Raw genomic sequence first — 13,641 nt, 5'->3', positions numbered from 1 at the left:
TTTTGGATTTTAGATTGAAAATTGCTGTCTCAATCTATGTTCGGCCAATCCATTTCCCGCCATTCTCTAGAAAATTGGACTTATTTTAAAGTTTTTTATCAAATTTTCAAGATGTGTTTCTCTGGTAAGTTAGGGAAAAGCACTGAATTTCAGCCAATTTGCCAGTACCTTTATGTAATCAATCTGTAATGTATTGCCGTTTGGCGGCTTTGGTATTATACGATGGACGGAGTGTTGCAATGCTTGGGGCTATTATGGCTCGCTATACCTGTTCATTTACAATTGGTCTTTCGATTGACCGTCTTCAGCCATTATTGTTAGAACTTCTCCAAGGCTGCGATTTGGAAATTCAGTATTACAAGTCAGATTACATTCTGGCTCGTGAAATTCCTGGTAATGTTTTCTTTTCTAAATCGGTCAAAGTTGAAGTATTCATTGACAGATCAAGCGCCACTGAAACAGAATCCCGGATGAGTGTCATTGTGAAAAATGAAGAATTGCCCATTTACTTGGAGAATCACTGCCAAAAAATGTTTGAATTTGTCAAACAGGAAATTGAACAAAGTCGCCATTGGCATTTAATTCAAAGTCTCGCTGGTTAATTACAGCAGATTTCAAGTGAGTGAAATACATCATTTAGTTGTTAAAGCTAAATAGATAGCCTATTCTCATTGTGAATTCTGCTGTAAGTGGAAGGCTACTAGTACAGCAGGTCGGCTTAAATAAACAGACCACACTTCGTCTACTTCGGCTCCTTTCGACTTCTCCTGACGGAGACGCTGCGCGAACGCTCAAGACAAGTCGCTCAGTACAAGTACACTCAGTGACCATAAGAAATTGCTAAAAGGCTTGTGGTATCGTTATTATTTCTTTTTCCTTTTGCCTTATTGTACTAGGCTAACTGCGACAAATTGAGCTGGTGTAAAACAGGCGAACTATCCGCAAATTAGCTGATTTTTATTTTTGCACATCTTCTGGATCGTCGGTCATACCAGGGTTAATTAGAGTGATATCGTACTCACTGGAATCAGTTTGTCCTGAACGTTGAGTATTTCTCAAGAGATAATAAATGGCGCGTACTTGAGGGCCAAAAACAATTTCATCTTCATTTTTTAAATCGTGGGCTGGCATTTTGCGCCCATTAATCATCAGTCCATTGGCACTAGGTCTACCTTTGGCATCACCATCTACAATTCGATAGTAATCAGTTTGATTGTTTTTTCCTCTTGGCAATCTAACTAAGGTCGCATGATGGCGAGAGACAAACTGAGAGAATAAACGGATGTTGCAATCACGGTCTCGACCAATAGAGTAAACAGGATTTTCGAGAGAAAATTCCTTACGACCTTGATCATCTTCAAGAATCAGTAGATGGCTTTCATGAGTTTCTGGTGCCATTGATATATCGTGATCACTATCAACAGAATTTTGATTAATTAATGTTGGTCTATTATTATTTACTACCATTCTTGCTTACTACAGTCTGTGGTGATAACTCTGACAAACTTGAAAGCTGTTCTGACTCAGAAGAGTAGAACATTAAGGTTCTACTCTGTAAAACCATTTCACTTAAAAAGTGATACAGATACAAAAGCCGCGCCTCGACTTCTCCTGACGGAGACGCTGCGCGAACGCTCGGCGAACAGAAGGAGAGGTGCAGATAAAGTGATTTGTATCAGTAATTTCGTGAATTGGTATAAGATGTTTTACACCTAACTAACAATTCAGTTTAACCTGTGTTGAGAAAACTGGCATTCAGTTTGCATTCTCAGAAAATACTGAGTCACCGAAGTTTGCTCAACGCGGGGAACCCGCGCACGCAACTTCTCGCTGAGTGCTGAGTAAAAATACTAATAGGACTTACACAGTCAAACGAAAAATCAAAGGTGTAGAGAAGGGTGTGAAGGTATATGAGTATATATATCCAAAAACCTTACACCCTCAAACCCTTTCACCCCCACACCCAGTCTCCACAGACAATCTTTGTGCATAAGTCCTAACTAAGCTGATTGCCTGTGAGTTAGTCTTCGTAAGAATATGGAGTTAGTCACAACACTGACTGAACTAAAGGCCATGAGTGCGGCGGCGTTTGATGGACTGAGGACGAAACCCATACTAGGTAATAAAACACCAGCCGCTAAAGGAATCCCCAAGGTATTGTATGCAAAAGCCCAAAATAAATTTTGGCGGATTTTGTTGAATGTGGCACGACTGAGGCTAATGGATTCTACAACGTCACTTAAGCGATCGCGCATCAAGATAATTTCCGCAGTTTCCATTGCTACATCTGTGCCTGAGTGTAAGGCAATCCCGACATCGGCTTGAGATAAAGCGGGTGCATCATTAATGCCATCTCCCACCATCGCTACAATTGAGTGCTGAGTTCCGGTTTGTAGAGATTTAACTAGTTCGGCTTTTTTACTGGGTGGGACTCCGGCGACGATATCAGCATGATCTAATCCTAGTTGTTTACCGATCGCATTGGCGGCTTCTTGGCGATCGCCACTGAGTAACATTACCCTTAAACCCTTATGCTGCAATTTTTGTACTGTGGTTTTGGCATCAGGTCGTAAGGTATCTTGAATGGCGATGAGTCCCACTAAACTACCCCCAACAGCAACACATACAACTGTTTTGCCTGCTGTCGCCAGTCTTTGAATTTCTTGTTGGGCAATTTCACTAACCACAACTCCATGCCAACTTAACCAATCTTGATTGCCTAACAGCACTATTGTTTCTTCTACTACCGCAGACACTCCTAACCCTGGTTCGGTATGGAAATCAACGGCGTTGGGAATAGTTAATTGCTGGTGTTGTACTTCTTGTTGAATGGCTTTAGCTAAGGGGTGATAAGTGCCACTTTCTACTGCTGCGGCTAGTTGCATGAGGGAGTAGGGAGTAGAGAGTGGGGAGTGGGCTAGTTCTAGGCAATCAGTAACAGTAGGATTACCAGTGGTGAGTGTGCCTGTTTTATCAAAAACGACTGTATTTAGTTTGTGGACTTTTTCTAAAACGTCACCGCCTTTGATTAATAAACCGCGTTCTGCGCCTATACCAGTGCCGACGAGAATGGCTGTGGGTGTGGCTAGACCTAAAGCACAGGGACAAGCAACTACCATCACGGCGATCGCTAGTTTTAAGCTAGTTAATAATGGGGAGTGGGGAGTGGGGAGTGGGGAGTTGTGGCTATGGGCGGTGTGACTCATCATTTCCATACCACTGGAGATGATGATATCAGGCCAAATGTTTGTGCCAAAAAAGTACCAAAAGACAAAGGTGAATACAGAAGCGGTCAACACGCCGTAGGTGAAGTATCCAGCGACTTTATCGGCTAATTTTTGTACAGGTGCTTTGCGGGTTTGGGCTGCTTCTACTAGGGCGACAATTTGCGCCAAGGTGGTATCGTTGCCTGTACGGGTTGCTTGAATTGCGATCGCACCTGATTGGTTGATTGTGCCAGCAGTAACTAGATCACCTGCTTGTTTACTTACAGGTACAGCTTCGCCCGTTAACATCGACTCATCTATGGTTGTCTGCCCAAAGCGCACTTCCCCGTCTACAGGGATTTTATCTCCAGGTAATACCTGCAACCATTCACCCACCCGCACTTGTTCGGCGGGGATTTCGATACTGTTAGCCGCAATTCCCAATTTTTCTGGGTCTGGGTTGGGAATTAACCTGGCTACCTGTGGTTGGAGTGCGAGTAATTGCCGAAAGGCGTTAGCCGCCCTACCTCTGGCTTGTCTTTCTAAGGTTCTGCCCAAAAGGATAAAGCCTAACATCATCACTGGTTCATCAAAGAAGCACTCCCAACCCATTTGGGGGAACAACAGCGCCACTAAACTCGCAGTGTAAGCGGTGATTGTTCCCAAACCGATTAAGGTGTTCATATTGGGAGAATTGCGCCGCCAACCCAGCCAGCCATCAACAATAATAGGACGGCCAGGAAATAACAGTGCTACTGTTGCGAGTCCACAATGAAACCAGATGTTGTCTAATATTGGCCAAGTTATGCCAAAGAAACTGCTCAGATGCCCAATTCCCGACAACACCAGTAATATAGCAGCGATCGCTAATTGTCGGAAGGCTGCACGCATTTCTTGGTTCTGTCTGTTGGCAGAATCTTCTAAAGCAGCTTGTTGGCTAGATTTGCGGGGTTGAGTTGGAAATCCAGCAGTAGTTAATCGCTTTGCCAGTGCATCTGCATCTACCGCCCCAACTTCTGACTCTACGACTGCAACTTCTGTCGCCAAATTGACGCAAGCAGTTTTGACCCCCGGATATTGAGTTAGCTGACGTTCTACAGCACTTACACACCCAGCACACTTCATCCCTCCCACATCCAGAATAATTGTCTCGGAAGCGGGGGCTAGTTCTGGGTCAAGGTTCGTTTTCGACACAAGTTGCATGGCAAGTTTTTAGATTCACTACGAACATCTAACGCCTGATTATAAGCGTCTCTATTTCGAGCGTAGGCGAAATTTGGAACTATGACTGAATATCAATAACATTAATTTTTCGGCGTTGCTAATGAGTGGGATGAATTTTGTTTCGCGCAAAGGCAAGGCACTTCCACCCTCACTGCGTCTGAAAAATATTCTGCACCATCACTTTATCTGTACTGCTTGCGGCTTTATCTAACTCTGCTATTTCGCCAGCATCAAGTTGCCAACCCAACGCACCAATATTATCTTGTGCTTGGGCGAGGGATTTTGCACCAGGGATGGGAATAGTCCCTTTACAGATACACCAGTTAATGGCTACCTGTGACATGGTTTTATTTTTTGATTGGGCGATTTCTTGTAAACATGCTAACAGCGATCGTACTCCCGGTAATAACTGTCTAAATAACAACCCACGCACACCTTTGGGAACATTCCCTGTCTCGGAATATTTACCTGTTAATATCCCCAAAGCCAAAGGACTGTAGGCAATTAATTTAATCCTCAATTCATCACACACATCTTTGAGTCCCAGTTGCGTCACCGGATAAGTCGATAACAAAGAATACTGCACTTGCAAGGTAGAAATCGGCACACCTCGTTCGGCAAATCTTTGCTGCACCATTTTTAAGCGTTTTGGCCCATAATTCGACAACCCAACACCTTTCACTAAACCTTGTTCGTAAAGATCAGCCAAACCCTCTAATAAACCTTTTTCTTGCCAAGGTGCATAATTAGCCGTAGACCAGTGCATCTGTACTAAATCAACATTTCTACCTAAACGCTGGGCGGAAGACTGACAAGCTTTAATCATTGACTGGCGCGTCCATCGCCAAGGATACGCAGCCAGCTTTGTTGCAATGCAAATCTTTTCCTGGTTTAAACCTTGATATGCTTGAGCAAATCGCCCCAAAAGTAACTCACTACGTCCATTTAATCTCCCAGTACCGTACGAATCACCCGTGTCAAATAAAGTTACACCATTACTGACACATAAGTTAAACACAGCTTGTAGCTGCTCATCCATGTTTTCGTTGTATCCCCACAGCAGTTGGTTCCCCCACGCCCAAGTTCCGCAACCCATTTTTGCTAGGGATAGTTCTCGACTGATTTGCATTTTGATTGTCAATCACGCACCATCTGTATTATCGGCATACATCGGCCTTTAATTTCATCCTGAGTGCTGAGTGGGAGTAGACAAGGTAGAGGGGGTAGACAAGGTAGAAAGATTGCTTCTATGTCCCCCTTGTCTCCCTTGTCTCCCTTGTCCCCCCTGCCCCGGTTGGTGAATCTCGACACTTCGACAAGCTCAGTGCATCGCTTCGCTCGATTACCGCGTAGCCGAACCACTCCCCAACTCCCTACTCCCTACTCCCAACTCCCTACTTTTTCAAGCCAAGTGCATAAACACAAGTTTCAGCAGTTCTGCACGGGTAAAAGGTTTAGTTAAATAACCAGAGGCTCCGACTAATTTAGCTTTGACTTTATCCACAATTCCTTTATTACCTGTGACAAAAATAATCGGAGTATGTTTAAAGGTAGAATTATTCCGAATTATTTTGCATAATTCATAACCATCAATTCCAGCCATGTTGAGATCCAACAAAATTAAGTCTGGTTTATGGCGAATAATTGACATCACCGCTTTGAGGGGATCATCAATTGTCACTACAGAAAAATTCTCACTTTCCAAAAAACGACTAATTTCTTTGAGAATTGTCTGGCTATCATCCACAGAAATGATTTTATAGGTCTTTTTGGCGGTGACGGTAGTAGTCGTTACTCTTTCGGGCGGAGAGTTTATGGTATTTGGTATTGTTAATTCCTGAAGATTGTGAATTGATGGTGAGGTTGCTTGGGGCGATCGCACCACCAGGTTAAAATCTTCAACAGCCAGAGCCGTTTCTGCTTCTAGATAGCGACTACTGGGTTCTACTACTGTGTCGATGAATTGTCTGTTGAGTAATGCTGTTGTATATCGAGCAGATCCTGAAACTTCCGGCTGATGCTTTGGTAATTGATCAAATGGTGGATCTGGTTCGTGCATAATTACCCCTCCTTGGACAATATGAGGGTATAAATGTTGAGCCAGTTGCATTTCATCTTGATTCATAATTACAGCCAGATGTCGCAGGCTAAACCCTTTCATCCAAGCTGTTAATTCTCGTGGTAGTTGCGGTAAGTTCTTGCTGTGGAAATTCCTGTTAATTAACAGATATGGACGCTGATAAGGTGAAGAAATTTGGGGAGCGAAAGATTGCCAATTTTGTAGTCTAATGTGACAAATTTCTAGAGTTTTTTCGACATCCAGACGACAAATTTTGCTCAATGTTTGGGTTGCATCACTTAAAGCATAAGTACCTGTTTTTACTAACAAAAATGATTCCATCACTTCTTTGACAAGTTCTTGAATCAAAATTGTCGCTTGTGCATCATCCAGATAACCTTCTTTAATTAGCCAATTAATTGCTTGATAGTCAGCAGGCTGAGTTGATAAATCGTTGCTATTAGCAATGGCATGATTAAAAACATCAGATTCAAAATTCATGCGTAATTCTACGCGAATTTCGCTACTGAGCAAATTCAGGCGGCGCAGCTGGCGTTCTAATCTATCAAAAGGTTCAACTGAGTTTGTCGCGTAGGTGATGTTTCCCTGTTCTAAATAAATTAGCCATGTTACTAGGTTGCTAAATGCTTGTATACAAGTCGTTTCGACACTATGAGACAGTTGTTTTAATAAACTATGAGGACGTAAAACTGTAAATGTACCGAAATTAGACATTTTAAAAAATTGTTTTAGAAAATTATACAGAATCTATGCAAATTTGGATTCTTAAGTATGTTTTACTTTATTAGTTTTAATCTGTCTCCCGGACAATTATTCTCTCGACCGATAAAATAAATCGAGATTAACAGCTATGGAAATCAAAGTCTTACCCAGTCAGCTTGACAATCTACGAAGACAAAACAGCAATACCTATAAAATACTTTTCATTACTATTTCTGAAAAGTCATAGCGGAAGTTAGTATTTTTACTCGGTCAGGAGTCAGAGCTTACGCTTTACCAATCTTTACCCACAAATATTACCTTTAGGAGGCTCAAGTACCAACAGATCCAAGACACCAACCTAAATCAATCGAAATTTGACATTTGATTAAGAGTTACCCACACCCTAGATTCAAGCCCAGGAAAATACATCTGTCATCAGATAGATTATTTATGAAGAAGAATTAAGAACACATCCGTCAGAGTTCAGCATGAATTTTGTACGACACTTCTCCTGCCGGAGACGCTACGCGAACGACAAGCTCAGTGCATCGCTGGATGATGAATATTGGTTTAAAACCTTGCCCCTGGCGATGTACAAGGAAATTCAAGTATTCTTCCGACTAAAACTCCATCCCTCCATGAGTAGCGTATTCTGAATTCTGAATTCTGTTTTCTGACTCCTTTTTATTTTTGAGCCAGCTTGAGGAAAATGAATCAAAAACAAAATTTTTACTAGCTCAATTCCGTATTTAGCTAAAAAACCCGCTTGCAAGGTGACTGGAATGAGCAATTGAACGAGTTAATACTTTTGCCGGAGATAAAAATGAATATGTTCCACATAAAATCTTTAAATTTTTATCTGGGCAACTTTTGATGTTTATTATATTCTAGCGGTTGCCCTACATAAATCTTTGTAGTTCTGAAAATGCCGAAAACCAGAACTCTTGGTAAATTTGCGGTTGAGCAACGGTAACTTGATGAAAACTTTAATAAATGTGTAGAGAATTTAGGGAAAAGTATTTGTTTAATAGTACATAAAGACTCGACTGGCGATCGCCCAAAATTTGCTTATTCCCTGTGAGACTCCGGAAACTGAAATATATACTTTGAAAAAAGGAAAATAAAGCTTTGGACTATAACATAACACAAAAAGTTATGCAAGATACATTAACCCTGGATGAAGTAGTAGAATTTGCGGAAAACCCCGAACCCCGTTGCCCTTGTGTATTGTTACTAGATACATCTGGTTCCATGCAAGGCGAACCCATAGAAGCATTAAATCAAGGTTTGCTGAGTTTAAAAGATGAATTAGTCAAAAATTCCTTAGCATCTCGTCGAGTTGAGGTAGCAATAGTAACATTTGATAGTCAAGTAAATGTCGTCCAAGACTTTGTAACCGCCGATCAATTTAACCCGCCAATTCTCACTGCCCAAGGACTCACCAGTATGGGCGCAGGCATTCACAAAGCCTTAGATATGGTGCAAGAGCGTAAATCCTTATATCGCTCCAACGGCATTGCCTACTATCGCCCTTGGGTATTTATGATTACCGATGGTGAACCACAAGGTGAACAAGAACATTTAGTAGCTCAAGCCGCCCAAAGAGTTCAAGGAGATGAAGCCAGCAAGCGCGTAGCCTTTTTCTCTGTAGGTGTAGAAAATGCCAACATGACAACGCTCAATCAGTTAGCTGTGCGGACACCACTGAAATTGCGTGGATTAAACTTTGTGGAAATGTTTATGTGGTTGTCAGCAAGTATGGCGGCTGTTTCTCATTCCCAAGTGGATGAACAAGTAGCCTTACCTCCAATTGGCTGGGGTTCCATTTAATCGCCCTCGTGGGGTTTCATACTTACACAGCTAGCCCAGACACAGAATCTATGAACACATCAAAACAGATTGATCATTGGCGGGTAGTCGCCGCATCTGTATGTGGTACCAGCCACATCAGAAATAAGCAGCTGTGTCAGGATGCTCACAACTGGCAACTATTACCAGACAATATATTAGTAGCCGCAGCAGCAGATGGCGCAGGTTCTGCCAGTCAGGGGAAAATTGGCGCAATGGTGGCGACAGAAGCAGCTGTAGAACATTTATCGCACAAAGAAGTTTCTCGCGCTGTGTTAGCTGATGATTTGGAAGTGCAATCTTTGTTGAGTGATGCCTTGCTGGCTGCGAAAAAAGCCGTAGAAACAGAAGCCGCAGCTTGTAACCAACAGCCCCAAGATTTGGCAACTACCTTAATCATTACCATCGCTACACCCCAAATGGTAGCAGCCGCTCAAATCGGTGACGGAATGGCAGTCGCAAAAAATCGTCAAGGAAATTTAATTGCGCTAACCATACCCAATAACGGAGAATATATCAACGAAACGACTTTCTTGACTTCCTTAGATGCTATAGACACAGCCCAAATGAGATTATGGCGAGAAGAAATAGTCAACGTTGGTATCCTCACCGATGGACTACAAATGCTGGCTTTAAACATGGTTGTTGGCGAACCTCACAAACCCTTCTTTTTTCCTTTGTTTGACTTTATCGAAAACGCCGAGGATAAGTCCTTAGCAAAAGAGCAACTCGTGAGGTTTTTAGGTTCTGAGCGGATAACACAACGTACCGACGATGATTTAACACTAATTATTGCTGCCTTCAACCGCTCATAAACAAGGATTCTGCAAGTTCGGTCTTTTTATCTAACCCCCGTTAACAGTGACTTAAACATGAAGGTACTACGTTGTCTTCCCCAGCCAGAAATTATCAACCTCAGCGTCAGCTTAGGACGAGGTGGTGAAGCCTGTGTTTATGCAGTGCCATCTGATGGCGATTTAGTGGCGAAGGTTTATCACAAACCCACAGCCAATCATGCTAAAAAACTGCAAGCGATGTTGGCAAACCCACCGGAAAACCCGACAGCTAATTTGGGGCATATTTCCATTGCTTGGCCACAGGAGTTAATCAAGACAGCAGATGGGAGTAAAACTGTCATTGGCTTTATCATGCCTCGGATTCGCGGGATGCGGCCAATTATTGACTTTTACAACCCCAGAACCCGTCGCCAACACTGCCCGTTATTCAACTATCAATATTTAGTGCGGACAGCGCGGAATTTAGCGGCGGCTTTTGCAGCCCTGCACAGTAGTGGTTATTGCGTGGGTGATGTCAACGAGTCCAACATCTTAGTCAGTGACACAGCACTGGTGAGTTTGGTAGATACTGACTCTTTCCAAGTGCCAGATTTAAATAATAATCTTGTCTATCGTTGTGCAGTGGGTAAACCAGAGTTTACTCCCCCAGAACTGCAAAACAAAGTTTTCGCCCAACACGATCGCACAATTGATCATGACTCCTTTGGTTTAGCAGTGCTGATCTTCCAATTATTAATGGAAGGGACACATCCTTTTTCGGGGATTTTTCAAGGCACTGCGGAACCGCCAGCCTACGAAGCCCGGATTGCGGCTGGACACTTCACCTACAGCCAAAACCGCCAAGTTCCTTATCTGCCGACTCCCATTGCGCCTCCTTGGGAAATTCTACATCCTAGCTTGCAGGCATTGTTTATCCAGTGTTTTGAAACTGGCCACAACAACCCGCAGCTACGTCCCAATGCTCAAGCTTGGTTGTCGGCTCTGACGGAAGCTGAAGATGCTTTAATTACCTGTACTACCAATCCTCAGCATCGTTACAGTAATCACTTGCATAGCTGCCCTTGGTGTGAACGGACTTTGCGTTTAGGCGGACGAGATCCTTTTCCTTCACAACGGGCAATTGAAAATCGAGAACATCTCAAACCTGCTACCATCCCCACCAGACGCTACAATCAACCTCATCGCTTACCACAGCCAGTGATGTCATTTGCCAAGGGTAATTCTTGGCAACCAAATAATCAGCCGAATTATTTTCCTTATCAACGGCGCAAGATATCCAAAATTTACCCGATTGTTTTAGGTTGTCTGGGTTTAGGGATGTTGGGTTATTTGGATGTGATGGTAAAATTTACCCGTCCGTTTGTGTCGCAAAATGCCTATACTCAGCAAACCTTGATGACACATACCGCACCAAGTCGGCAGGTGCTACATTTTGCTGATTATTACAAACAAGGTCATACTGCTTACCAAGTGCGTGACTATAAGCAAGCAGTCGAAAGTTTTACCAAAGCCATCCAAGAAGAACCAAAATACGCCAAATCTTTTATTAATCGAGGTAATGCTCGTTACAATCTTAAAGACTACGAAGGGGCATTAACAGACTATACGACAGCGTTGGAAATTAATCCCCAGGAAGTGAAAGCTTTTGTAAATCGTGGTAACGCTCGCTACATGCTGGCTGAGTATAGCAATGATCCAGATCGAGAATATCATTTAGCGATCGCAGATTTTAACAATGCCATCCGCCTCAACATCAAAGAAGCCGAAGCATATATCCGTAGAGGGATTGTCCGAGCGCAAATCGCCAAGTATAGTGGTGAATCTCTCAAAGAGTTCCAGCAAGCCATAGCCGATTTTTCCGCAGCGATTAAACTCAACGCCTCCAAAGCTGAAGCGTATTTTCAACGCGGCTCGGTATATTACCAAATGGCACAGTACAGCACCGAATACGCTCAACAATACCAAAATGCGATCGCTGACTTTGACCAAGCATTAAAACTTAACGAAAAATTGGCAAAAGCTTATCTCAAACGCGGTATGGTGCGCTATGAAGTCGCTCAATACGGTGGTAAAGAAGCAGACAAAAATAACCAAAAAGCCGTCGAAGACTTGCAATTAGCCGCCAAACTCGCCTTAGAACAAGAAGATACAGAAAATTATCAACAAGCACTCAGCAGTATGTGTGTGATCATTGAAAGTCAATGTAATGCTTTACTGCAAAGTTCTAGTGCTTGGGGAACTGTAGGCACAAATTAGCGGTAGTCATTGGTCATTTGTCGTAAGAATTCAGGAGTCAGAATTCAGAAGCCAGAAAAGTTGAAGAATGAGGAGAATTATTTGATGAATCAATTTACTAATCTACTAAATACCTCTAAATTCTGACTTCTGACTCCTGGGTACTGAATACTTACCATTTGTCAATAGTTCTTCTTCAATATTGAACAATTAGATACCTGACTTCTTAAAGAAGTCGGGTATCTGAGTTTATGTAAAAATTGGCACTAATTATTACTAGAAAATATTTTCTGCACTGTCCACAAAAGCTACAAATAAAACAAATCAATCAAATTCTTAATTGATCGGCGGTTAAATTTCTGATCTGATACTAAGTTGCGATCAAACATAATATTTCAACGCCCTATTCCCCATTCTCTACTCCCTATCTACACAACTAGATTCAGGAATCAAACCGTATTCCTATATATTACGTATATATTTATATTACACGTAAATTGAAATCATATTTTTGTTAAAAATTATATTCATTTACGTGATAATTTTTTTGTGTAAAAACTATTCATAAACCTTTTACACATTCCAGATTTTAATTTACTTTTCCTTCATACAAGTAGCAAAAATTCTAGTTAGATTATGTACGGAGAAAAACAGAGCAAAGACAAATTCTCTCCAACCAAGTGCATCCTCTTCATCTCCAGAAAATAAAAAATAATTCCCTACAAATCTCCGAGGTAATTGCATGAAAGCGGTGATTTTGGCTGGTGGACTTGGTACACGCCTCAGTGAAGAAACCAGTATCAGACCAAAGCCAATGGTTGAAATTGGTGGTAAACCAATTCTTTGGCACATAATGAAAACTTATTCTGCCCACGGCATTAATGATTTTATTATTTGTTGTGGTTACAAAGGTTACGTGATTAAGGAGTATTTTGCTAATTACTTCTTACACATGTCAGATGTAACTTTTGATATGCGTTTTAACCAAATGAATGTACATTCTGGTTATGCAGAACCTTGGCGTGTAACATTAGTCAATACTGGCGACAGTACCATGACTGGTGGACGCTTAAAAAGAGTTGCTGAACATGTCGGAAATGACACTTTCTGCTTTACTTATGGTGATGGTGTGAGTGATATAAATATCACTGAGCTAATTAAATTTCACAAACAACAAAAAACATTAGCGACACTCACAGCAGTACAACCAGCCGGACGTTTTGGCGCTATTTCCTTAGAACAAGAGCAAACAAAAATCACCAGCTTCCGTGAGAAACGCGACGGTGAAGGTGCTTGGGTAAATGGTGGCTATTTTATCCTAGAACCAGATGTTATCGATTTAATTGCGGATGACAGCACCGTTTGGGAGAAAGAACCATTAGAAAAGTTAGCTGACATGGAACAGTTATCTGCTTTTAAACATAATGGTTTTTGGCAGCCAATGGATACCTTGCGCGATAAAAATCATCTCGAAGAACTATGGCAGAGTGGTAAAGCGCCTTGGCAAGTATGGTAAGAAAAGTAGGAAGTATGAAGTCTGAAGTATGAA

Annotated in this window: 9 protein-coding genes; 5 read left to right on the top strand and 4 right to left on the bottom strand. The window is 42.0% G+C overall.

Translation table 11 applies throughout. The features are described from left to right. Positions 1–254 precede the first annotated feature (254 nt). Positions 255–602 carry a hypothetical protein gene (locus H6G77_RS06645; protein WP_190590725.1) on the top strand — a complete coding sequence of 116 codons (348 nt, stop codon included), beginning with the start codon at positions 255–257 and terminating at the stop codon, positions 600–602. Between the two features lie 355 nt (positions 603–957). On the opposite strand, the gene H6G77_RS06640 is transcribed toward H6G77_RS06645, so the two are convergent. The 4 genes from H6G77_RS06640 to H6G77_RS06625 all read right to left on the bottom strand — a co-directional run bounded on the left by H6G77_RS06640 (position 958) and on the right by H6G77_RS06625 (position 7,224). Then, positions 958–1,467, bottom strand: coding sequence for an FHA domain-containing protein (locus tag H6G77_RS06640; RefSeq protein ID WP_190590673.1), 510 nt, complete (start codon positions 1,465–1,467; stop codon positions 958–960). 533 nt (positions 1,468–2,000) lie between these two features. Beyond that, on the bottom strand, positions 2,001–4,409 hold the full coding sequence (locus tag H6G77_RS06635) for a cation-translocating P-type ATPase (RefSeq protein WP_190871152.1): 2,409 nt from the start codon (positions 4,407–4,409) through the stop codon (positions 2,001–2,003). Positions 4,410–4,578: 169 nt separating this feature from the next. Beyond that, a complete protein-coding gene (locus H6G77_RS06630; protein ID WP_190871151.1) occupies positions 4,579–5,559 on the bottom strand; it encodes an aldo/keto reductase in 981 nt (326 codons plus the stop codon). A 273-nt stretch (positions 5,560–5,832) separates the two neighbouring features. Further along, a complete protein-coding gene (locus H6G77_RS06625; protein ID WP_190871150.1) occupies positions 5,833–7,224 on the bottom strand; it encodes a response regulator in 1,392 nt (463 codons plus the stop codon). Between the two features lie 1,143 nt (positions 7,225–8,367). On the opposite strand from H6G77_RS06625, the gene H6G77_RS06620 reads away from it, so the two are divergent. The 4 genes from H6G77_RS06620 to rfbF all read left to right on the top strand — a co-directional run bounded on the left by H6G77_RS06620 (position 8,368) and on the right by rfbF (position 13,608). Then, positions 8,368–9,042: a VWA domain-containing protein gene (locus tag H6G77_RS06620; RefSeq protein ID WP_190590678.1), complete on the top strand. Its 675-nt coding sequence runs from the start codon at positions 8,368–8,370 to the stop codon at positions 9,040–9,042. Between the two features lie 50 nt (positions 9,043–9,092). Then, a complete protein-coding gene (locus H6G77_RS06615; protein WP_190871149.1) occupies positions 9,093–9,875 on the top strand; it encodes a PP2C family serine/threonine-protein phosphatase in 783 nt (260 codons plus the stop codon). 57 nt (positions 9,876–9,932) lie between these two features. Continuing rightward, positions 9,933–12,113 (top strand): tetratricopeptide repeat protein, encoded by a 2,181-nt coding sequence (locus H6G77_RS06610; RefSeq protein WP_190871148.1) that lies wholly within the window; start codon positions 9,933–9,935, stop codon positions 12,111–12,113. Between the two features lie 721 nt (positions 12,114–12,834). After that, on the top strand, positions 12,835–13,608 hold the full coding sequence (rfbF, locus tag H6G77_RS06605; protein ID WP_062287188.1) for a glucose-1-phosphate cytidylyltransferase: 774 nt from the start codon (positions 12,835–12,837) through the stop codon (positions 13,606–13,608). Positions 13,609–13,641: the final 33 nt, after the last annotated feature.

It is taken from the genome of Aulosira sp. FACHB-615, from assembly GCF_014698045.1.
GTDB lineage: Bacteria > Cyanobacteriota > Cyanobacteriia > Cyanobacteriales > Nostocaceae > Nostoc_B.
The sequence above is the reverse complement of the archived record's forward strand: the minus strand, read 5'-3'. Positions and strand labels throughout refer to the sequence as shown.

Coding starts and splice junctions, on each gene's coding strand:
- H6G77_RS06630 (WP_190871151.1), bottom strand. CDS start 5,559: ATGCAAATCAGTCGAGAACTATCCCTAGCAAAAATGGGTTGCGGAACT.
- H6G77_RS06610 (WP_190871148.1), top strand. CDS start 9,933: ATGAAGGTACTACGTTGTCTTCCCCAGCCAGAAATTATCAACCTCAGC.
- H6G77_RS06645 (WP_190590725.1), top strand. CDS start 255: ATGGCTCGCTATACCTGTTCATTTACAATTGGTCTTTCGATTGACCGT.
- H6G77_RS06635 (WP_190871152.1), bottom strand. CDS start 4,409: ATGCAACTTGTGTCGAAAACGAACCTTGACCCAGAACTAGCCCCCGCT.
- H6G77_RS06615 (WP_190871149.1), top strand. CDS start 9,093: ATGAACACATCAAAACAGATTGATCATTGGCGGGTAGTCGCCGCATCT.
- H6G77_RS06625 (WP_190871150.1), bottom strand. CDS start 7,224: ATGTCTAATTTCGGTACATTTACAGTTTTACGTCCTCATAGTTTATTA.
- H6G77_RS06620 (WP_190590678.1), top strand. CDS start 8,368: ATGCAAGATACATTAACCCTGGATGAAGTAGTAGAATTTGCGGAAAAC.
- rfbF (WP_062287188.1), top strand. CDS start 12,835: ATGAAAGCGGTGATTTTGGCTGGTGGACTTGGTACACGCCTCAGTGAA.
- H6G77_RS06640 (WP_190590673.1), bottom strand. CDS start 1,467: ATGGTAGTAAATAATAATAGACCAACATTAATTAATCAAAATTCTGTT.